The sequence below is a fragment of the Allobosea sp. UC22_33 genome (assembly GCF_042700715.1).
In the GTDB taxonomy this organism is placed as follows: Bacteria; Pseudomonadota; Alphaproteobacteria; order Rhizobiales; family Beijerinckiaceae; genus Allobosea.
Map to the genome: position 1 here is coordinate 63,000 of NZ_CP170556.1, position 21,017 is coordinate 84,016.

Here is a 21,017-nt window from a genome sequence, read left to right on the forward strand (position 1 = left end):
CATTCGGTCCGCTCAGGCATGGATCCCGGATCTGCGCTTCGCTCCGTCCGGGATGACCAGCCTCTCCTTAGAGCCGTGCCTTCCCGCCGCTCCCGCAAGGAGGAACCCACCGCATGATCACCCGCTTCTGGGCAGAGATCGGGACCGCGATCCTGACGCTCGTCTTCGGGCTCGTCATCGTGAAGGGCTCGCTCGAATTCGGCATCGGCTGGGATACGTCCGGCCCGCAGCCCGGCGCCTTTCCCTTTTATGCGGGGGCACTGATCGCGCTGGCGAGCCTCGGCACGTTGGCGATGACGATCAGTCAGCGCGTGGCCGGCAAGGCTGCGCTCGCGGAGGCCTTCCTCGACGCCGAGCGCGGCAAGCGCGTGCTGTCCTTCCTGCTGCCGCTCGTCGCCTTCGTCGTGCTGAGTGTGACGCTCGGCATGTATGTCGCGACCATCCTCTACCTCGTCTTCGCCATGCGCTTCCAGGGCGGCTATGGCTGGCTGCCCAGCCTCGTCACGGCTCTCGTGACGGCCGCCTTCTTCTATTTCGCGCTCGAGAAATTCTTCCAGATCGGCCTGCTCAAGGGCCCGATCGAGCCGCTCATCGGCCTCTGAGACGGCGGGGATATCAGCATGGACAACATCGCCAACCTGATGCACGGCTTCTCGGTCGCGCTCACCACGCATCATCTCCTGCTGATGATGGCGGGCGTGCTGCTCGGCGTGCTCGTCGGCGTGCTGCCGGGGCTCGGTGCGCCCAACGGCGTCTCGCTGCTGCTGCCGCTGACCTTCTCGATGGACCCGGTCTCGGCGATCATCCTGCTGACTTCGCTCTACTGGGGCGCGCTCTTCGGCGGCTCGACCACCTCGATCCTGTTCAACATTCCCGGCGAGCCCTCATCGGTCGCGACGACCTTCGACGGCCACCCCATGGCCAAGCAGGGCAAGGCGACCGAGGCGCTCTCCTTCGCCTTTCTATCGGCCGGCTTCGGCGCGCTCGCCGGCGTCATCCTGATCACGCTGCTCTCCGGCTGGGTCGCGAAATTCGCTTTGCGCTTCTCTTCGCCCGAATATTTCGCCGTCTATTTCATGACCTTCGCGAGCTTCATCGGGCTCGGCGGCGCCTCGCCCTTCAAGACCGTCGTGTCGATGGCGATCGGCTTCGCCTTGGCGACGATCGGCATGGACTCGGTCTCCGGCAATGTCCGCCTCACCTTCGAATTCGACGTGCTCTTGGCGGGCGTCAGCTTCCTGATCGCGGTGATCGGCCTGTTCGGCATCGGCGAATTGCTGCTGACCATGGAGGAGGGGCTGAAATTCGAGGGCGTTGCCGCCAAGGTGCGTATCGGTGACGTGCTGCGCACGGCGGTGAAGCTGCCACGCTACTGGCTCGCCCTGCTGCGCTCGTCGCTGATCGGCATCTGGATGGGCATCACCCCGGGCGGGCCGACGGCCGCCTCCTTCATGAGCTATGCCATGGCCAAGCGCTCCTCGCGCAATCCCGCCAAGTTCGGCAAGGGCGAGCCCGAGGGCGTGATCGCGCCCGAGACGGCGGACCATGCCGCCGGCTCCGCCGCTATGCTGCCGATGCTGGCCCTCGGCATTCCCGGCTCGGCGACGGCTGCCGTGATGATGGGCGGCCTGATGATCTGGGGCCTCAATCCCGGCCCGACGCTCTTCACCGACCGGCCGGATTTCGTCTGGGGCCTGATCGCCTCGATGTATCTCGGCAATGTCGTCGCGGTCGTGGTCGTGCTGGCGACGGTGCCGCTCTTCGCCTCGATCCTGCGCATTCCCTTCTCGATCATCGGGCCGATCATCGTGGTGATCTGCTTCATCGGCGCCTTCACCGCCGCCAGCAAGGAATTCGATATCTGGCTCGCGCTGGTTTTCGGCCTCGTCGGCTATCTCTTCAAGAAGCTCGACTATCCCATTGCGCCGCTGGTGCTCGCCATGGTCATCGGCGACAAGGCCGAAGATGCCTTCCGCCAGTCGATGATCTTCAGCCAGGGCTCGCTTTCGATCTTCTGGTCGAACCCGCTGGTCTCGACGCTGATGGCGATCGGCCTCGCGCTGCTGGTCATGCCGGTCATCGGCTCGCTCGCCCGCCGCTTGCGCGGCACCAAGGCCACAAGCACTGTCTGAATCCCGCCTATGTCCGCCCCCGACGAGATGACGCCATGACCGAACCCTACAAGGGCATCCTGCCGATCGCGCCGACCATCTTCCATGAGAATGGCGACCTCGATATCGAGGGCAACAAGCGCGTCATGGACCTGATGGTCGACCAGGGTGTCGACGGCATCTGCATCCTCGCGAATTTCTCGGAGCAGTTCCTGCTGACCGACGAGGAGCGCGAGCAGGTCATGCGGCTCTCGCTGGAGCAGGTCGCTGGTCGCGTGCCGGTGATCGTCACCACCTCGCATTTCGCGACCCGCATCGCCGCCCAGCGCGCCAAGGCCGCGGCCGATGCCGGCGCCAAGATGCTGATGATGATGCCGCCCTATCACGGCGCGCTGCTCAAGGCCGACGAGCAGGGCATGATCGAGCATTTCAAGGCGGTGGCCGATGCCTGCGGCATTCCGATCATCCTGCAGGACGCGCCGCTCTCGGGCGTGACCATGACCGTGCCCTTCATGATCCGGCTGGCGAAGGAGGTCCCGCTTGTCCGCTATTTCAAGATCGAGGTGCCCGGCACCGCGAACAAGCTGCGCGCGCTGATCGAGGCCGGCGGCGACGCCGTGGTCGGCCCCTTCGACGGCGAGGAGGCGATCACGCTGATGGCCGATCTCGATGCCGGTGCGACCGGCACGATGACCTCGGCGATGATCCCCGACCTGATCAAGCCGATCCTCGCGGCCCACGCTGCGGGTGATCGCAAGCAGGCGGCGGCGCTCTATGCCCGCGTCCTGCCGATCATCAATTACGAGAACCGCCAATGCGGCCTGCGCTCGGCCAAGGCGGTGATGAAGGAGGGCGGCGTGATCAAATCGGAGGCCGTGCGCCACCCGCTGACCCCTCTGCATCCGAAGACCCGCGAGGGCCTGATCGAGCTGGCGCGCGAGCTCGATCCGCTGGCGCTGCGCTGGGGCAAGTAAGCGACATCCCAACGGGCAGGGGCGGGTTGCGTTTTTCACGTCCCGTTCCGCCTTTACAAAGCGGGGCGGATCGCGGGAACCTCTCCCTTGCCTGCCGCCCGGCGGGGAGCCACGGACGTCGGAAGGTGAACGCATGCCCAGTCTCAAGCCGGAAACCCGCGAGAAGCTGCGCACGGTCTCCGTCGCCACGCTCTGCACCGCGCTGTTCAAGCGGGGCCTGCGCAACCAGTTCATCCAGGATGTCCGCCCGCTCAATCCCGGCGCCGGCACCATGGTCGGCGAGGCCTTCACGCTCCGCTATATCCCGGCGCGCGAGGACCTGAACCCGCTCTCCGTCTTCCAGGATCGCGCCCATCCGCAGCGCAAGGCGGTCGAGGATTGCCCGCCCGGTGCCGTGATGGTGATCGACAGCCGCAAGGACCCGCGTGCGGCCTCGGCCGGCGGCATCCTCGTCTCGCGCCTGATGAAGCGTGGCGTCGCCGGCGTCGTCACCGATGGCGGCTTCCGCGATTCCTACGAGATCGCGGGGCTGCCGTTCCCGAGCTATCACAACCGCCCGTCCTCCCCGACCAACCTGACCCTGCATCAGGCGATCGACATCAACGTGCCGATCGGCTGCGGCGATGTCGCGGTCTTCCCGGGCGATGTCGTGGTCGGCGATGCCGAGGGCGTCATCGTCATCCCCGCCCATCTCGCCGACGAGGTCGCGACTGAGGCCGTCGAGATGACCGCCTTCGAGGATTTCGTCACCGAGGAGGTCCTGAAGGGCCGCTCGATCCTCGGCCTCTACCCGCCGACGGAAGAGCAGAGCAAGGTCGATTTCGCGGCGTGGCGGAAGGCCAACGGCCGCTGAGTGGGACTGCCTCTTGGTTTGAGGCAGGTCAATTGGGGGCTGGCGGCGCCAGTTGCGCCCGGCCCAGAACCATCATCCGGTCGACCTCGAAGCCGGAGCGCTGGAGCGCGTCATGGTCCTGCGGCCAGGCGGCCGAGCGCTCCAGCGAGATCGCGATCCGGGGCAGGTCGAGCTCGACCGCGAGCTGGTTGGCGAAGCGCAGCAACGCGTTGACCAGATGTGTGCCCGGCAGCCGGAGCATCGCGAGCTCCGATATCTCAAGCGCAGCGCCGCCAGCGATCGTCTGCGCGACGCGGAAGGTGAAGACCGCATGCGGCATGGCCCGCGCGTCGCGCAGCGCGAAGACGCCGCGCGGCCTGGCGCCGTCCTGCGAATGGTCGCGCACGAACTCGGCCCAGCCCTCCGGCGTCACCTCCGGATGCAGCATCGCGACGAGGCCGAAGACCGTGTCGGCGCCGGCCGGCGCGATGCGCGCGACCTCGAAGATATCATCGCCCGTCACCGTGACCTCTCCCGAATTCAGGACCGCACGGTGATTGCGCGGGGCCTGTCGTCGCATTGATCTGGATCAATTTCGCCGGCTGCGGTCGTGAGCGTGCTTTGTGACCTTGCCCGCCTCGGTTATGGTCTTTCCGATAAGTGGGAAGATGCGATCGTGAACTGTCATCCTTCGGCCTGTAGCGCTGCGCACCGTGGCGAAGGCAATTGCCGCAGCTGCATGGTGCGTCTGGTCAGCGTCTGCGCGTCGCTCTCCGACGACGAGCTGTCGCTGCTGGAATCGCTGGCGCATCCCACGCATTTCGCCTCGGGCGAGACGCTGTTCACGCAAGGGCGCGAGGCGCATTCGGTCTACAACGTCACGGCCGGCGTCGTGCGCCTCTACAAGCTTCTCTCCGATGGTCGCCGTCAGGTCGTCGGCTTCGCTTTGCCTGGCGATTTTCTCGGCCTTGCCATGCGCGACGCCTACGGCTTCTCGGCCGATGCGATCGGCGAGGTCGCGGCCTGCGCCTTCTCCCGCGGCGCCTATACCGCGCTGGTCGACGCCAAGCCGCATCTGCTGAAGCGCCTGCACGAGTTCGCGACGCATGAGCTGACGCTTGCCCATGAGCAGATGATGCTGCTCGGCCGCCGCACCGCCGAGGAGAAGCTGATCTGCTTCCTGCTCGGCATGCAGCAGCGCTGGGCCAGGCTCGGCAAGCCTTCGGTCACGGTGCCCCTGCCGATGACGCGGCAGGACATCGCCGATTTCCTCGGCCTGACCATCGAGACGGTGAGCCGCACCTTCACCCGCCTCGCCAAGGACAAGACGATCCTGATCGTCCCCGGCGGCGTGCGCGTGATGAACCCCGAGCGTATGAGCGCCGTCGCGGCCTGAGCCTGCGCGGCCGCGCCGCACCCTGCACGGCGCCGCTATTGACCTGAATCAACGCCCCTCCGGCCCCCGCCCGATAAGCCTTCCGCGATTGGCGCGCTCATGCGCCGGCGACGAAGCGGGGTCAGAAGGTGACGGCAACGGCAAGCCCTGTCAGGCAGGCGACTGTCGGCGAATTGTTGGGGATGCTGATCGCGGCGGCCTGCGTGCTGCCCCTGATCATCATCGCCGCGCTCACCGAGAACTCCGGCTACGCCTTCCACGCCATGCTCGGCGTCATGGCCTCCGTCACCGCCATCGTCCTGATCGCCAATCGCTGCTTCGACGGCAGCGTTGCGGTCGAGCCGCAGGAGATCGACGGCAAGCCCAACTACAATATGGAGCCGGTCAAGTTCGCGACCGTGGCCGCCATGGTCTGGGGCATCGCCGGTTTCGCGGTCGGGCTCATCATCGCGCTGCAGCTCGCCTTCCCGGATCTCAACTTCGATCTGCCCTGGACCAATTTCGGCCGTTTGCGGCCGCTGCACACCTCGGCCGTGATCTTCGCCTTCGGCGGCAACGTGCTGATCGGCACGTCCTTCTACGTCGTGCAGCGCACCTGCCGCGCGCGCCTCGCCGGCATCCTGTCGCCCTGGTTCGTCGTGCTCGGCTACAATTTCTTCATCGTCATCGCCGGCACCGGCTATCTGCTCGGCATCACCCAGGCCAAGGAATATGCCGAGCCTGAATGGTACGCCGATCTCTGGCTGACCATCGTCTGGGTGGTCTACCTCTTGGTCTTCCTCGGCACGGTGATGAAGCGCCGGGAGCCACATATCTATGTGGCGAACTGGTTCTATCTCGGCTTCAACCTGACCATCGCGGTCCTGCATATCGGCAACAACGTCGCCGTGCCGGTCTCGCTCCTGTCGCCGCGCTCCTATGGCCTCTGGTCGGGCGTGCAGGATGCGATGTTCCAGTGGTGGTACGGCCATAACGCGGTCGGCTTCTTCCTCACCGCCGGCTTCCTCGCGATCATGTACTACTTCGTGCCCAAGCGTGCGGACCGGCCGATCTACAGCTACCGGCTCTCGATCATCCATTTCTGGGCGCTGATCTTCATCTATATCTGGGCCGGCCCCCACCATCTCCACTACACCGCGTTGCCCGACTGGGCGCAGACGCTGGGCATGACCTTCTCGATCATGCTGTGGATGCCCTCCTGGGGCGGCATGATCAACGGCATCATGACGTTGTCCGGCGCCTGGGACAGGCTGCGCACCGATCCGGTGCTGCGGATGATGGTGGTCTCGCTCGCCTTCTACGGCATGGCCACCTTCGAGGGGCCGCTGATGTCGATCAAGGCGGTCAACGGCCTGTCGCATTACACCGACTGGACCATCGGCCATGTCCATGCCGGCGCGCTCGGCTGGGTCGCCTATATCTCCTTCGGCGCGATCTACTGCCTCGTGCCCTGGCTCTGGAACCGCAAGGGGCTCTACTCGCTCAAGCTGGTGAGCTGGCATTTCTGGATCTCGACGCTCGGCATCGTCTTCTACATCTGCGCGATGTGGGTCTCCGGCATCCTCCAGGGCCTGATGTGGCGTGCCTACACCTCGCTCGGCTTCCTCGAATATTCCTTCATCGAGACCGTCGCGGCGATGCATCCCTTCTATGTGATCCGCGCCTTGGGCGGCGCCCTGTTCCTGATCGGCGCGCTGATCATGGCCTTCAACCTCTGGATGACCGTGCGCTCCGAGAGCGCGGCCGAGATGCCGCGCGTCGACGAGGCGCCGGCGCCGCTGGCCATGGCCGTCTGAGGAGTTCTGGGCAATGACGAGCATCGAACACAAGCCCGCGCGCAAGTCGCTCTGGGCCAAGCACAAGATCTTCGAGACCAACTCGATCGTCCTGGTCATCGGCACGCTGCTGGTGATCTCGATCGGCGGCCTCGTCGAGATCGCGCCCCTGTTCTACCTGAAGAACACGATCGAGACCGTGCAGGGCATGCGGCCCTACACCCCGCTCGAGCTGGCCGGCCGCGGCATCTATGTCCGCGAGGGCTGCTACAACTGCCACAGCCAGATGATCCGGCCGCTGCGCGACGAGGTCGAGCGCTACGGGCATTACTCGCTGGCGGCCGAGAGCCTGTACGACAAGCCCTTCCAGTGGGGTTCGAAGCGCACCGGGCCGGACCTTGCCCGCGTCGGCGGCAAGTATTCCGACGAGTGGCAGCGGGCGCATCTGGCCGAGCCGCGCGCCGTCGTGCCGCAATCGATCATGCCGGGCTATCCCTTCCTGGCGAAGACCGAGCTGAAATACAGCGACATCGCGGATGAACTGCGCGCCAACCGAGCCGGAGGCGTGCCCTACACCGACGCGATGGTCGCCCAGGCGCAGAGCGACCTGAAGGCGCAGGCGACGCCGGACCATCCCGGCCAGTCCGATCTGGAGAAGCGCTACCCCAAGGCGCAGTCGCGCGATTTCGACGGCGACCCGCAGCGCATCACCGAGGCCGACGCCCTGATCGCCTATCTCCAGGCGCTCGGCACGCTCGTCGACTTCAAGCTCTACGACGACAAGGCCAACATCCGCTGAGCGAGGCTGCCATGCAAACGACCTATCACTGGCTCGCCGGCTTTGCCCAGTCCGCCGGCCTTCTCTACTTCGTCGCCGTCTTCCTCGGCGTCTGTGTCTACGCCTTCTGGCCGAAGAACCGCGCCCGCTTCGAGCAAGCCGCGCTCAATCCGCTGCGCGAGGACTGATCATGGACCAGAAGAACCACGACGCCCCGCATATCGACCCTCACACCGGCATCGCCACGACCGGCCATGAATGGGACGGCATCCGCGAGCTCAACACGCCGCTGCCGCGCTGGTGGCTCGGTATCTTCTACGCCACCATCGTCTGGTCCGTCGGCTACTGGGTCGTCTACCCCGCCTGGCCGCTCCTGACCGACACCACCAAGGGCGTGATCGGCTATGCCAGCCGGGCCGATATCAGCGCGGATATGGCGCAGCTCAAGGCGCAGCGCGCGGTCCAGGCTGCCGGGATGGCGGAGGCGACGCCGGCGCAGATCAAGGCCGACCCGACCCTGTTCCAGATCGCGATGGCGCAGGGCAAGGCCGCTTTCGGCGACAATTGTGCCGCCTGCCATGGCGTCGGTGGCGCCGGTGCCAAGGGCTATCCGAACCTCAACGACGACGACTGGCTCTGGGGCGGCTCGCTGGAGGCGATCCAGCATACCATCCTCCACGGCATCCGCGCTGCGGGCAATGACGAGACGCGGGTCAGCCAGATGCCGGCCTTCGGCCGCGACGGCATGCTGAAGCGCGACGAGATCAACGCCGTCGCCAATCATGTCCGCGAGCTTGCCGGCCTTTCGACCGAGCCCAAGGCCAATCTCGCACTCGGTCGCAAGCTCTTCGCCGACAATTGCGCCGCCTGCCATGGCGAGGCGGGCAAGGGCAATCCGGAGATGGGTGCGCCCAATCTCACCGACGCGATCAGCCTCTACGGCATGGACATGGCCTCGCTGACCGAGACCATCGCCAACAGCCGCAATGGCGTGATGCCGGCCTGGGGCGGGCGCCTCGATGCGACGACGATCAAGGCGCTGACCGTCTACGTCCACTCGCTGGGGGGAGGGCAGTAGCGTGAGCACGGCCGGGGCCGATCCCGACGACCTGCCGCTCTTCGCGGCGTCGGCGAAGGTTTATCCGCAGAGCGTGTCCGGCCCGTTCCGGCGCGCGAAGTGGCTCATCCTCTTCCTGTGCCTCGGCATCTACTACCTGCTGCCGTTCCTGCGCTGGGACCGCGGCCCGCACCTGCCAAGCCAGGCTGTGCTGGCCGATATCGCCAATGGCCGCTTCTACTTCTTCTTCATCGAGATCTGGCCGCAGGAGGTCTATTACTTCACCGGCCTGCTGATCCTGGCAGCCTTTGCGCTGTTCCTGATGAACGCGCTCGCCGGCCGCGTCTGGTGCGGCTATCTCTGCCCCCAGACGGTCTGGACCGATCTCTTCCTCGTCGTCGAACGCTTCTTCGAGGGCGACCGGCGCGAGCGCATGCGCCTCGACGCAGCGCCGTGGAGCTTCGGCAAGCTCTGGCGCAAGGTGGCCAAGCACGCGGTCTGGCTCGTCATCGCCTGGTGGACCGGTGGGGCATGGGTGCTCTATTTCGCGGACGCGCCGACACTGGTGCGGGAACTCGCGACCTTCACCGCGCCGCTCTCGGCCTATGTCTGGATCGCGATCCTGACCTTCACGACCTATGCGCTCGCCGGGATCATGCGCGAGCAGGTCTGCAAGTTCATGTGCCCCTGGCCGCGCATCCAGGCGGCGCTGACCGACGACGAGGCGCTCAACGTCACCTATCGCTACGACCGCGGCGAGCCGCGCGTCTCGGTCAAGCAGGGCCTGAAGCTGAAGGCGCAAGGCGCGCCGGCCGGCGACTGCATCGACTGCCATCAATGCGTCGCGGTCTGTCCCGTGGGCATCGACATCCGCGACGGCGCCCAGCTCGACTGCATCCAGTGCGGGCTCTGCATCGATGCCTGCGACACCGTCATGGCCAAGGTCGAGCGCCCCAAGCGATTGATCGCCTATGACACCGAGACCAACGTCAAGCGACGGATGGCCGGTCTCAAGGCGATCTATCGCCCGTTCCGGGCGCGCACCGCGATCTATGCGGCGCTGATCGTGGTCGTCGGCGGCGCCATGCTCTGGCAGCTCGCGACGCGCCGCACCGCCGATATCTCGGTGCTGCACGAGCGTGCGCCGCTGTTCGTGAGGCTAAGCGACGGTTCGATCCGCAATGCCTATGCGGTCCGCCTGCTCAACAAGCGCCCGGAAACCCGCCCCTTTGCCCTGACCGTCGACGGCTTGCCGGGCATCCGCATCGAAGCGGTTGGCGTGACGTCTACCGCCGATGTCAGGCCGGTCGTGACCGTCGACCCGGATTCCTCGCGCGAGGTGCGCGTGCTCGTCACCGTGCCGGCCGGCGTGCCGCTGGAAGCGTCGCAGGCCATCACCATCACCGCCTCCGATCTCTTCGCCGGGGAGACCGTGCGCGCGGCCGACCATTTCATGGCGCCCGGAGCCAAACCATGAGCTGCTGCGGAGTTTTCCTGATGTCCTGCGACACCCCTGCCGCCCCGCGTCCGCGACGGCCCTTCCAACTGACCGGAGGGATGGTCGCGGCGATGCTGGTGCTGTTCTTCGGCGTCATCGTCTCTGTCAATGCAACGATCCTGACGGTCGCGCTGCGCACCATGCCGGGCGTCGAGACCAAGAGCGCCTATGAGACCAGCCAGCATTTCAACGAGGAGATCGCCCGCCAGCATGAGCGCGACGCGCGCGGCTGGAAGGCGGTGGCCACGCTCGTGCGGCGAGGTGAGGGCGCCTCGCTTGGCGTGACGCTGGCGGATCGTGCCGGCCAGCCGCTTACCGGCTTCGCCGCGACGGCGCGCTTGCGGCACCCGGCGACCTCGGCTCGCGACCACGCCGTCACGCTGAACGAGCGCCAACCCGGCCGCTACGAGGCCGATCTTGATCGCGTCGAGGCCGGTTCCTGGATTCTCGAACTGCAGGCGCGGCGTGGCGAGGAGGTCGTCTTCGTCTCGCGCAGCCGCATCATCCTGCCGGAGAAATGACATGGCGGCGCAGGACCTCTCAGTCTTCGTGCGCCATCGCGACGACGGCATCGCCAGCATGGAACTGGCGGTCGACGGCATCCGCTGCGCCGGCTGCATGCAGGCGATCGAGAGCGGGCTCGGCCGCGAGCCCGCCATCCTCGGCGCCCGCGTCAATCTCGCGCTGAAGCGCGTCTCGGTCGAATGGCGCGAGGCGCTGATGCGGCCGGAGGCGGTCGTCGACAAGCTCGGCGCGCTCGGCTTCAAGGCCTATCCCTTCGTGGCCGAACGTCAGGAGGATAGCGCCGCCATCGAGGAGCGCAGCCTGATGCGCCGGCTCGGCGTCGCTGGCTTCGCCTCGATGAACATCATGCTGCTCTCGGTCGCGGTCTGGTCCGGCAATAGCGGCGATATCGACCCGACAACGCGCGACTTCTTCCACTGGCTCTCGGCGCTGATCGCCCTGCCGACGGCGGCCTGTGCCGGCCGCCCCTTCTTCGAGAGCGCGCTGCGTGCCCTCAAGGCCGGCGCCGTCAACATGGACGTGCCGGTCACCATCGGCATCGTGCTCGCGCTGGTCATGTCGGTCGCCGAAACCTGGACCCATGGCCGCCACGCCTATTTCGACGGCGTGGTGATGCTGCTCTTCTTCCTGCTGATCGGGCGCTATCTCGACCAGCTCATGCGCCGCCGCACCCGCGACCTCGCCGGCAACCTCGCCGCCCTCAAGGCCGAGACCGCAGCGAGGCTTGCCGACGATGGCAGCTGGACGATCACGCCGATCGCCGCGATCGCACCCGGTGACCGCGTCCTCGTCCGCCCGGGCGAGCGCGTCTCGGTCGACGGCATCGTAGAGACCGGCCGTTCCGAGCTCGACCAGAGCCTTGTCACGGGCGAGACGGCGCCGGCCGCGATCCGCCAAGGCGAGCGCGTTCATGCCGGCACGCTCAACCTCACGGGCGCCCTGACCATCCGCGTCGAAGCCGCCGGCCAAGGCACGCTGCTCGACGAGATCGACCGGCTGATGAGCGAGGCCGTCGGCAGCCGCTCGCGTTATGTCCGCCTCTCGGACCGGGCGGCGCGGCTCTACGCGCCGGTGGTTCACACCCTGTCGGCGGCGACCTTCCTCGGCTGGCTCACCTGGGGACTGCCCTGGCCCGAAGCCTTGATGATCGCGGTCACCGTTCTGATCATCACCTGCCCCTGCGCGCTCGGCCTTGCGATTCCCGCGGTGCAGGTCGTCGCGGTATCCGCCCTGTTCAGGCGCAAGATCATGCTCAAGGAAGGCGATGCGCTGGAGCGTCTCGCCGAAGCCGATATCGCCGTCTTCGACAAGACGGGCACGCTGACCTTGCCAGAGCCCGAGATTCTCAATCCGGAAGCGCTGCAGGCCGAGCGCCGAGCGGAGATCGGTGCACTCGCCGCAGCCAGCACCCACCCGCTGGCGCAGGCTCTGGCAAGGGCGCTCGGCGCCACCTCTCCCCGGACGGATGTCCGCGAGGAGCGCGGGCACGGCCTGTCGGCTGGCGAAGGCGACGACGAGCAGCGCCTCGGCAGTCTCACCTTCTGCGGGACCGAAGCGGAAGCCGCCTCGGTCAAGGCGCAACATCCGGACGCTTCGCTGATCGCCTATCGGTACGGCGCCTACCGCACCGTTCTGGCGCTTGGGCAGAGCCTGCGACCGGATGCGCGCGCCACGATCGACGCCCTGCGCGCGGCGGGGCTGGAGATCGCGATCCTCTCCGGCGACCGGCCGGAAGCCGTCGCGCCGATTGCGGCCGAACTCGGTATCGCGCATGTCCAGGCCGGATTGCTGCCGGCCGATAAGCTGAACCTGCTCGACAGCATGGCGGCCAATGGCCGCAAGGTGCTGATGGTCGGCGACGGGCTCAACGACGCTCCGGCGCTCGCGGGTGCGCATGTCTCGTGCTCGCCGGTCAGCGCCACCCATCTCGCGCAGGCGGCGGCCGATATCGTCTTCCTCGGCGACAGCCTCGCGCCGGTCGCAGCCGCGCTCGGCATCTCCAGGAAGGCACGCGGGCTGATGCTGCAGAACCTGTGGTTCGCGGTGCTCTACAATGCGGTCGCGGTGCCGATCGCCATCGCCGGGCTCGCGACGCCGCTGGTCGCAGCCGTCGCGATGTCGGGCTCGTCACTGGTCGTGACCCTCAATGCTTTGCGCGCGCGTGGCCGCAAGACGCCGTCGGAGGCCGGGGCATGAACATCATCGTGATCCTGTTCCCGCTCGCGCTGGGGCTCGGGTTGCTGGGCTTGGGCGCTTTCTTCTGGTGCATGCGATCAGGCCAATTCGCCGATCTCGAAGGCGCCGCCTGGCGCGTGCTCCAGGACGATGACGCGGCAAATCGCACGCCGGAGAATGAGGCGGGCTGATTGTCGCAGGGCGCTTGCGTGCGGCGCCGGGGCTGGCCGCGCTCTGCACGTTTCCCAACAGGCCGGCCGCGGATTCGCGCCGCCTTCGGACACTCAAAAAGCGTCGCCTGGAACGGTCTCTTAACCCTGCCGGGCTAGCACTGGGTCTCAGGTTAACGAAGCGTAGTGTTCGCCTAAGCCCATGCAAAAACTGGATCGTCACCGCCGCGCGAACGCCGTCGTTCCCGAGGATCATCGCTTCGTTCAGCCACAGGAGGGCGCGCCATCCGCAGCGCCGGAAACCCCTGTGGCAGAGTCGATTCGGCACGGGGGGGCGTCGCCCAGCTCCTGGCCGACCTATGTCCGCCCGTCGCGTTCGGGCGACGCCCAGCGCAAGCTGGCGCAGGCCGAGCGGGAGCTCTCCGCTTCGCCCATCCTCGGGCAGCGTTTCGACATCAGCCTGTCCCCGAACGCGCCCACACCGGGCGAGAGCCGCGTCCGCTTCTGGCGCACGCCGGATCACCTGATCCGGCAGGTCTGGGGCGCGCCCGGCTCCGAGCCGGTGCCCGAACCCGCAATGGACGAAGCGGTCGATGTCGAGCTGACCTTCGACGCGGACGAGAACGCCTTTGTCGATGAGATGCAGGTCGTCGAGACGGGTTTCGAAGCTCCCGCAACCGCCGGCACCTACCCGGAACAGGACGTCGCGACGCCGCTCGATTTCATCTCGGATCACGCCTTCTGGGAATGCGTGCCCGAGGCCGAGCGCGACGACGCCGATTTTGCGTTCGATCCCGCCGCGCCGTCGATGATCGCGGATGCGATGGCCTATGCTCCGGCCGTCGCTTTTGAAGAGCCGCCGGTCGCGATGCGCGAAGCTGCACCGATCGCGCTTGCGGCTCCGGTCGTCGCGCCCTCCTGGTCCGGCTTCGGCTGGGGGCAGAGCTATCAGGTCAGCTTCCAGATCGCGACGCCGTCCTGGTCGATGCCGGTCGCGCAGGCGCCCGTGGTCGAGGATGAGCTTCCGATTCCGGTCGAGCCCCCGGTCGCGGCGAAACCCGGCGTGCCGCTGGCGCGCAGCACGCGGCCTGCGGTCGAGGCCAAGCCGGCTCAACCCAAGCAGGTCCAGCCCGAGCCCGCTCAGCCTGAACCTGCTCGCCCCCAGCCCGTGGCGGTCGAATCGGCGAAGGTCACCCCGTTCCGGGCCAAGCTCCGCCTCGTCGAACTGCCCGTCGTGCAGGATGCCGGCTTCCAGCTCCCGCCGATCGAGTTTTTGGCCGAGCCGCCGCAGGAGCAGGCCGAGACCATGCCGGTCGAGATGCTCCAGCAGAATGCCGGCCTGCTCGAAGGCGTGCTGGAGGATTTCAACATACGCGGCGAGATCGTCCAGGCCTGCCCCGGTCCGGTGGTCACCTTGTACGAGCTGGAGCCTGCCCCCGGCATCAAGAGCTCCCGCGTCATCTCCCTTGCCGACGACATCGCGCGTTCGATGAGCGCTGTGTCGGCGCGCGTGGCGGTGGTGCAGGGTAAGAACGCGATCGGCATCGAGTTGCCCAACGCTCGCCGCGAGACCGTCTTCCTGCGCGAGCTTTTGGCGAGCCAGGATTTTGAATCGACCAAGCACAAGCTCGCGCTCTGCCTCGGCAAGACCATCGGCGGCGAGCCGGTCATCGCCGATCTCGCCCGCATGCCGCATCTGCTCGTCGCGGGCACCACCGGCTCGGGCAAGTCGGTGGCGATCAACACCATGATCCTGTCGATCCTCTACCGGCTGAAGCCGGAGGAGTGCCGCCTGATCATGGTCGATCCCAAGATGCTCGAACTCTCCGTCTATGACGGCATCCCGCATCTGCTCACCCCGGTCGTCACCGATCCCAAGAAGGCGGTCGTCGCCCTCAAATGGGCGGTGCGCGAGATGGAGGAGCGCTACAAGAAGATGTCGAAGCTTTCGGTGCGCAACATCGACGGCTTCAACGCCAGGGTCGGCGAGGCCAAGGCGGCCGGCGAGGTCATCACCCGCACGGTCCAGACCGGCTTCGACAAGCACAGCGGCGAGGCGATCTACGAGGAGGAGGTCATGGACCTCGAGCCTCTGCCCTATATCGTCGTCATCGTCGACGAGATGGCCGACCTGATGATGGTCGCCGGCAAGGAGATCGAGGGCACGATCCAGCGCTTGGCCCAGATGGCGCGCGCCGCCGGCATCCATGTCGTGCTCGCCACACAGCGCCCCTCGGTCGACGTCATCACCGGCACGATCAAGGCGAACTTCCCGACCCGCATCTCCTTCCAGGTGACCTCGAAGATCGACTCGCGCACGATCCTGGGCGAGATGGGCGCCGAGCAGCTTCTGGGCCAGGGCGACATGCTCTACATGGCCGGCGGCGGGCGCATCACCCGCGTCCACGGCCCCTTCGTCTCGGACAACGAGGTCGAGAAGGTCGTCGCCCATCTCAAGACCCAAGGCCGGCCGCAATATCTCGACGCCGTCACCTCCGAGGAGGAGGAAGCGGGCGAGGACGAGGACGGCGCCGTCTTCGACAAGAGCGCCATGGGCTCGGCCGACTCGGACGACCCTTACGAGCAGGCGGTCGCTGTCGTGCTGAGGGACAAGAAGGCCTCGACCTCCTATATCCAGCGCCGCCTCCAGATCGGCTACAACCGAGCCGCCTCCATCATGGAGCGCATGGAGAACGAGGGCATCGTCGGACCCGCAAACCACGCCGGGAAGCGCGAGATCCTCGGGGAAGGTCCGCGCCAGCGCGACGACGAGGACTGAGCTGGGCCGGGGCTTCATCTCGCGAGCGAACCAATCCGTCATTCCGGGGCAGGCCGCAGGCCTGAGCCGGGAACCCAGAACCGATGCCCTCACAAATCAGGGTGGTAGTCCGACCGCGCCTTTCCGGAACCATCATCGGTTCTGGGTTCCGGGCTCTTCGCTTCGCGAAGCCCCGGAATGACGCCGGAGATTCCGCCGAAGACCGATCCCGCTCAATCCAGCAGGATCGACCTGATCTCCTGCCAGCTCGCCTCGTCGGGCGCGCAGAGCAGCCCGGCCGGGCGCTCGGTCGGCGAATAGGGCCGGCCATCGAGCAGGCGCGCATGGCCGCCGGCTTCGCTGTAGAGCAACACGCCCGGCGCATGGTCCCAGGGGTTGAGCACGCCATAGAGCAGGAATTGCAGGCGTCCTGCCGCCGCCAGCCGGTATTCCTGCCCGCAGCAGCGCAGCGAGCCGACTTCGAGGAAGGCCGGGAAGCGGCCGGGAAGCGTGCTGCGCAACGGCTCTGGAAAATACTGCCAGCTCGCCATGCCGTTCATCTGCCGCGGCGCGACGGCCGGCGCGACGCGCAAATCACGGCTCGTGCCGTCAGCCGAGGCCATCCAGGCGCCTTCGCCGCGCAGCGCCATGGCGCTGTCATCGGCCGTCGGATCATGGATCACGGCTGCGGCGATCTCGCCTTTGACGATGACCGCCGCCATCACCGCAAAAAGCGAGAGGTCGCTGGCATAGTTCAGCGTGCCGTCGATCGGGTCGATGACGAAGGCGAGTTCGGCTTGCTCCAGCTTCGAGAGCAGGGACGGGTCTTGCGCCACGGCCTCCTCGCCGATCAGCACGGCGCCCGGAAAAGCCTTGGCCAGCTCGTCGCAGATAAAGCGTTCGGCCGCCTCGTCTGCCTCCGTGACGACATCGACCGGGTTCTGCTTGGCCCGGATATCGCCAGCCGCCAACCGGCGGAAACGCGGCATCACCTCGCGGCGGGCGGCCTCGCGCAGGATGGCGTCGAGCCGCTCGTGATCCTGCCGGGTGAAGATCATCCGAGATCGAACTCGACCAGGATCGGCTGGTGGTCCGAGGCGCGCGTTTCGATGTCGTAGGTGATCGAGCGCGCCTGCTCGGCGAGGTCCGACGTCGCCAGCACATAGTCGAGGCAGCCCGGCGGGCCATAGGTCTGGTCACAGATGAAGGCGGAGGGCGGATGCGCCTCTTTGCCCTTCAATACCGGCCAGAGATCGACCAGCGGTGGCGCCTCACCGGCGAACGGCGCGAGCAGTAGCGCCATTCCGGTATCGTCCGGACGCATGTTGAAATCGCCGGTGAGGATCGCGCTCGCCGTGTTCGGCGTCGGCATATAGGTGTGCGGGCCGGGAGCGCGCGGCGTCGCCTGCCGCGCGGCGGCCATGCGGTGGATCTGCCGGATGCCCTCGACCTGCGCGGCGCGCAGGACGGGGGAGGAATATTCAAGATGGGTCGTCATCACCCGGATCGGCCCGAAGGGCGTCTCGACCACGGCCTCGGCGAGCACGCGCGGCATGTTGCGCGTTGCCGCCGCCTCCCAGGGCAGGACATGGCGCAGCGCCTGCGCCACCGGCAGCCGCGACAGGATGAGATTGCCGAAGCGCTTGCGGCCGCCGGAGCCATCCGGGATGTCGATGCCGATTGCTTCGATCGCTGTGAAGCCCGGCAGCAATTCGTTGAACAACGCGAACTGGTCTGTGCGGTCATTGCCGTCGAGATCGGGGAAGTTCGCCGCGACCTCCTGCAGGCAGAGCAGGTCGAAATCCGCCATCTGCCGGGCGTGGTCGATGATGCGACGCGGATCGACCTTGTCGTCGACGCCGCGGGCCCACTGGATGTTCCAGGTGATCAGCTTCATCGGCACGCCGTTACTTGATGCCGGCGCGCATGAAGCTCTGCACGAACTGGCGCTGGAACAGCAGGAAGCCGACGAGCAGCGGCGCCGAGGTCATCAAGGTCGCCGCGCAGATCACCGCCCAGTCGATGCCCTGGTCGGCGGAGGAGAAGACCTGCAAGCCCACCGTTAGCGGGCGCGACTCGACCGAATTCGTGACGAGGAGCGGCCAGAGGAAGTTGTTCCAGTGATAGCTCACCGAGACGAGGCCATAGGCGACATAGGTTGGCTTCGCGAGCGGCACATAGACCTTCATCAGCACCTGTAGCGGGCTCGCGCCCTCGACGCGGGCGGCGTCGTCGAGTTCCTTCGGTACGGTCTTGAAGGTCTGCCGCAGCAGGAAGATGCCGAAGGCCGAGGCGATATAGGGCAGGGCGATCGCCGGGATCGTGTCGATCAGGTTGAGCTTGGCGAGCGTACGGTAGTTCTCGACGATCAGCGCGTCCGGCATGATCATGAGCTGCGCCAGGATCAGCACGAAGGCGACGTCGCGGCCCCAGAAATCCTGCCGCGCCAAGGCATAGGCCGCGAGCGTCCCCAGCACGATCTGGAAGGCGAGGATCAGGGTGACCAGGATGAAGGTGTTGAGGAAATAGCGGGCGAAGGGCGCGGCCGCCCAGGCGCGGGTGAAATTGTCGAGCGTCAAGGGCGCGGTCAGCACGAAGCGCGTGGTGTATTCGGCCGGATGGAACGCCGCCCAGACGGCATAGGCCAGCGGCAGCACCCAGATGAGCGCGAGCAGGATCGCCCCGGTCGATTCCAGCGTGAGCGCGAGGCCCTTGGGCGCGTAAGGGTCGCTGCGCGTCGCGGCCGGGGCGGGTTGCGTCGCAGCGCTCATTGATAATGCGTCCTGCGTTCGAGCCAGCCGTACTGGACGAAGGCGACGAGCGCGAGTAGCGCCAGGAGCACGCAGGTCAGCGTCGCCGCATAGGCCGTGTCCCAGAAGCCGAAGCCGACCTGGTAGATGTAGAACAGCAGCAGCGTCGTCGCGTTGTCCGGTCCGCCGCGCGTCATCACGAAAACATGGTCGACCATGCGGAAGGCGTTGATCACGGCATTGATCAGCACGAACAGCGTCGTCGGCATCAGGAGCGGGAACTGGATGCGCCGGAAGAAGGTCCAGCGCGAGGCGCCCTCGATTGCCGCGGCTTCGCCCAGGCTGGGCGGGATCGCCTGCAAAGCCGCGAGATAGAAGATCATGAAGAAGCCGGCTTCCTTCCAGATCGCGACGACGGTGATGGCGTAGAGCGCGGTGTCCTGCGAGCCCAGCCAGTTGGTCGAACGCGCCCCGAACAGGCCGGTGAACTGCTCCAGTAGCCCGTATTGCGGCGTGTAGAAGAACAGCCAGATATTGGCGACCGCGATCATCGGCAGGATCGTCGGCGTGAAGAAGGCCATGCGCACGAGCGTGCGGCCCGCAATCTTGTCATTGACCCAGACAGCCATCAGCAAAGCCAGCGCGATCGAGGTCGGGATCGTGCCGAGCGCGAACCAGAGGTTGTTGCTCATCGCCTTCCAGAAGATCGGGTCGGCGAGCATCTGCTGGTAGTTCTCGAGCCCGATGAAGCGCGCCGGGCGGCGCGCCTTCGGGGTCGAATGGAAGCTTTCGATGAAGCTCGCGACCGCGGGCCAGTGCGTGAACAGGGCCAGGCAAGCCATGGCCGGCAGCAGGAGCAGCCAGCCATGGATCGTCGCGGTCGCGCGGTTCGTCATCTGGGCGAGGTCAGCGATAGGCCTTGAGGATGCGTTCGGCCTCGGCCTGCGCGTCCTCCATCGCTTTCTGCGGCGTCTTGGTGCCGGTCAGCGCCGCCTGCAACCCGTCGTTCAGCGCCTTGGTGACGCGCTGGTTCTCATGGGTCGAGAGCTCGGCGACCGCGCTCGGCAGCTGGTCGCGCGCGACCAGCGCCTGCGGGAAGTCGGCGACGTATTTCTTCATCGCCTCGGTCTCGTAGGAAGCCGGCGTCACCGCGACATAGCCGGTCTCGGCACTCCACTGCGCGGCGCGCTCGGGCGTGGTGATCCAGCGTACGAACTTGAAGGCGGCTTCCTGCTCGGCCTTGGTCGCCTTCTTCGAGAGATAGAAATTGCCGCCGCCGGTCGGGCTGCCCGGCTTCTTGCCGGCCGGCAGCACCGCGACGCCGAAGGGGAATTTGGCGTTGGCACGGACATTGGTCAGGTTGCCGGTGGTGGTCCACATCATCGCGACCTTCTTCTCGAAGAAGTCGCGCGGCGTCGTGCCCCATTCGACGATGCCGGGCGGATGGACCTTGTGCTTCTGCGCGAGGTCGACCCAGTACTGCAGCGCCTCGACCACGCCCGGATTGGCATAATCGGTCTTGTCGCCCGCCGGATTGGCGAGGATCGCGCCGGCCTGCGTCGAGAGGCCCTGGAACAGCCAGTAGGGGAAGCCGGAGGAGGGGATCTGGATGCCCCATTGCGTGACATTGCCGGCGGCGTCGCGCTTGGTCAGCTTCTGCGCGAATTCGAGCTGCTCGGCCCAGGTCTTCGGCGGCTTCTCGGGGTCGAGGCCCGCTTCCTTGAACAGCTCCTTGTTCCAGTAGAGCACCACGGTGGAGCGCTGGAACGGGATGCCCCAGGTTTTGCCGCCGGTCTGGCTGTTCTCCATGAAGCCAGGGAAGAAGCTGGCGAGCCACTTCTTGTCCTCATCGGTCTTGATGAAGTCGTCGAAGGGCACTATCGCCTCTTCGTCGATCAGCGTGAACATGTCGGTCGAGAGCAGCACCGAAAGCACCGGCGGCGTGCCGCTCTTATGCGCGGTCAGCGCCTTGACGATGGTCTCCTGATAGGTGCCGGCATAGATCGGCTTCAGCTTGACCGACGGGTTGTCCTTTTCGAAGCCGGCGGCGTAGGCGTCGATCAGCTTGGTGATCGGCCCGCCGACGGCGACCGGATAGAAGAACGAAAGCTCGGCGGTGCTCTGCGCCCGGGCGATGCCGGGCAGGGCGGTCGCGCCCGCGAGGGCGGCTGTGCCGCCAAGAAATTCACGCCTGTCCATGATGTCCTCTCTCCCTTGC

The 21,017-nt window shown here is 66.7% G+C and carries 20 protein-coding genes; 14 read left to right on the plus strand and 6 right to left on the minus strand.

The features are described 5' to 3' along the window. Positions 1-113 precede the first annotated feature (113 nt). The 4 genes from ACFJGT_RS00300 (at position 114) to ACFJGT_RS00315 (ending at position 3,938) form a co-directional block, all read left to right on the plus strand. Positions 114-602, plus strand: coding sequence for a tripartite tricarboxylate transporter TctB family protein (locus tag ACFJGT_RS00300; RefSeq protein ID WP_377844652.1), 489 nt, complete (start codon positions 114-116; stop codon positions 600-602). An 18-nt stretch (positions 603-620) separates the two neighbouring features. Further along, a complete protein-coding gene (locus tag ACFJGT_RS00305) occupies positions 621-2,132 on the plus strand; it encodes a tripartite tricarboxylate transporter permease (RefSeq protein WP_377844654.1) in 1,512 nt (503 codons plus the stop codon). A gap of 35 nt (positions 2,133-2,167) precedes the next feature. Further along, on the plus strand, positions 2,168-3,085 hold the full coding sequence (locus tag ACFJGT_RS00310; RefSeq protein ID WP_377844656.1) for a dihydrodipicolinate synthase family protein: 918 nt from the start codon (positions 2,168-2,170) through the stop codon (positions 3,083-3,085). 133 nt (positions 3,086-3,218) lie between these two features. Next, positions 3,219-3,938 (plus strand): ribonuclease activity regulator RraA, encoded by a 720-nt coding sequence (locus ACFJGT_RS00315; RefSeq protein WP_377844658.1) that lies wholly within the window; start codon positions 3,219-3,221, stop codon positions 3,936-3,938. A 28-nt stretch (positions 3,939-3,966) separates the two neighbouring features. On the opposite strand, the gene ACFJGT_RS00320 is transcribed toward ACFJGT_RS00315, so the two are convergent. Next, complete coding sequence (locus ACFJGT_RS00320) at positions 3,967-4,440, minus strand: hypothetical protein (protein ID WP_377844660.1); 474 nt, start codon at positions 4,438-4,440, stop codon at positions 3,967-3,969. 216 nt (positions 4,441-4,656) lie between these two features. Here ACFJGT_RS00320 and ACFJGT_RS00325 point away from each other — a divergent pair, with 216 nt between their 5' ends. The 10 genes from ACFJGT_RS00325 (at position 4,657) to ACFJGT_RS00370 (ending at position 16,070) form a co-directional block, all read left to right on the plus strand. Then, positions 4,657-5,313: a helix-turn-helix domain-containing protein gene (locus ACFJGT_RS00325; protein WP_377844662.1), complete on the plus strand. Its 657-nt coding sequence runs from the start codon at positions 4,657-4,659 to the stop codon at positions 5,311-5,313. A 182-nt stretch (positions 5,314-5,495) separates the two neighbouring features. Then, positions 5,496-7,109, plus strand: coding sequence for a cytochrome-c oxidase, cbb3-type subunit I (ccoN, locus tag ACFJGT_RS00330; protein WP_377848886.1), 1,614 nt, complete (start codon positions 5,496-5,498; stop codon positions 7,107-7,109). 13 nt (positions 7,110-7,122) lie between these two features. Then, positions 7,123-7,887, plus strand: a complete 765-nt coding sequence (ccoO, locus tag ACFJGT_RS00335) for a cytochrome-c oxidase, cbb3-type subunit II (RefSeq protein ID WP_377844665.1) — start codon at positions 7,123-7,125, stop codon at positions 7,885-7,887. An 11-nt stretch (positions 7,888-7,898) separates the two neighbouring features. Further along, complete coding sequence (locus ACFJGT_RS00340; RefSeq protein WP_377844667.1) at positions 7,899-8,054, plus strand: cbb3-type cytochrome c oxidase subunit 3; 156 nt, start codon at positions 7,899-7,901, stop codon at positions 8,052-8,054. Between the two features lie 2 nt (positions 8,055-8,056). Beyond that, positions 8,057-8,944, plus strand: coding sequence for a cytochrome-c oxidase, cbb3-type subunit III (gene ccoP / locus ACFJGT_RS00345; RefSeq protein WP_377844669.1), 888 nt, complete (start codon positions 8,057-8,059; stop codon positions 8,942-8,944). A gap of 1 nt (position 8,945) precedes the next feature. Next, positions 8,946-10,400, plus strand: a complete 1,455-nt coding sequence (gene ccoG / locus ACFJGT_RS00350; RefSeq protein WP_377844673.1) for a cytochrome c oxidase accessory protein CcoG — start codon at positions 8,946-8,948, stop codon at positions 10,398-10,400. 20 nt (positions 10,401-10,420) lie between these two features. Then, entirely contained in the window at positions 10,421-10,942 is a 522-nt protein-coding gene (locus tag ACFJGT_RS00355; protein WP_377844675.1) for a FixH family protein, read from the plus strand. A gap of 1 nt (position 10,943) precedes the next feature. Continuing rightward, the gene (locus ACFJGT_RS00360) at positions 10,944-13,142 is read left to right on the plus strand and encodes a heavy metal translocating P-type ATPase (RefSeq protein WP_377844677.1); all 2,199 of its coding nucleotides are present in this window, start codon (positions 10,944-10,946) and stop codon (positions 13,140-13,142) included. Next, positions 13,139-13,312 carry a cbb3-type cytochrome oxidase assembly protein CcoS gene (ccoS, locus tag ACFJGT_RS00365; RefSeq protein WP_377844680.1) on the plus strand — a complete coding sequence of 58 codons (174 nt, stop codon included), beginning with the start codon at positions 13,139-13,141 and terminating at the stop codon, positions 13,310-13,312. The genes ACFJGT_RS00360 and ccoS overlap by 4 nt, the downstream gene beginning before the upstream one ends. 181 nt (positions 13,313-13,493) lie before the next feature. Beyond that, positions 13,494-16,070, plus strand: a complete 2,577-nt coding sequence (locus ACFJGT_RS00370) for a DNA translocase FtsK (RefSeq protein ID WP_377844682.1) — start codon at positions 13,494-13,496, stop codon at positions 16,068-16,070. Between the two features lie 212 nt (positions 16,071-16,282). Here the strand turns inward: ACFJGT_RS00370 and ACFJGT_RS00375 are convergent, their stop codons facing one another. The 5 genes from ACFJGT_RS00375 to ACFJGT_RS00395 are packed head-to-tail and all read right to left on the minus strand — an operon-like array spanning position 16,283 to position 20,998. Continuing rightward, positions 16,283-17,107 carry an inositol monophosphatase family protein gene (locus ACFJGT_RS00375; RefSeq protein ID WP_377844683.1) on the minus strand — a complete coding sequence of 275 codons (825 nt, stop codon included), beginning with the start codon at positions 17,105-17,107 and terminating at the stop codon, positions 16,283-16,285. Continuing rightward, positions 17,104-17,946 carry an endonuclease/exonuclease/phosphatase family protein gene (locus ACFJGT_RS00380; protein ID WP_377844685.1) on the minus strand — a complete coding sequence of 281 codons (843 nt, stop codon included), beginning with the start codon at positions 17,944-17,946 and terminating at the stop codon, positions 17,104-17,106. Before ACFJGT_RS00380 ends, ACFJGT_RS00375 begins: the two co-directional genes overlap by 4 nt. Positions 17,947-17,956: 10 nt before the next feature. Continuing rightward, the gene (locus ACFJGT_RS00385) at positions 17,957-18,820 is read right to left on the minus strand and encodes a carbohydrate ABC transporter permease (protein WP_377844687.1); all 864 of its coding nucleotides are present in this window, start codon (positions 18,818-18,820) and stop codon (positions 17,957-17,959) included. Continuing rightward, on the minus strand, positions 18,817-19,695 hold the full coding sequence (locus tag ACFJGT_RS00390) for a carbohydrate ABC transporter permease (protein ID WP_377844689.1): 879 nt from the start codon (positions 19,693-19,695) through the stop codon (positions 18,817-18,819). Before ACFJGT_RS00390 ends, ACFJGT_RS00385 begins: the two co-directional genes overlap by 4 nt. A 10-nt stretch (positions 19,696-19,705) precedes the next feature. Continuing rightward, on the minus strand, positions 19,706-20,998 hold the full coding sequence (locus tag ACFJGT_RS00395; protein WP_377844691.1) for an ABC transporter substrate-binding protein: 1,293 nt from the start codon (positions 20,996-20,998) through the stop codon (positions 19,706-19,708). Between the last annotated feature and the right edge of the window lie 19 nt (positions 20,999-21,017).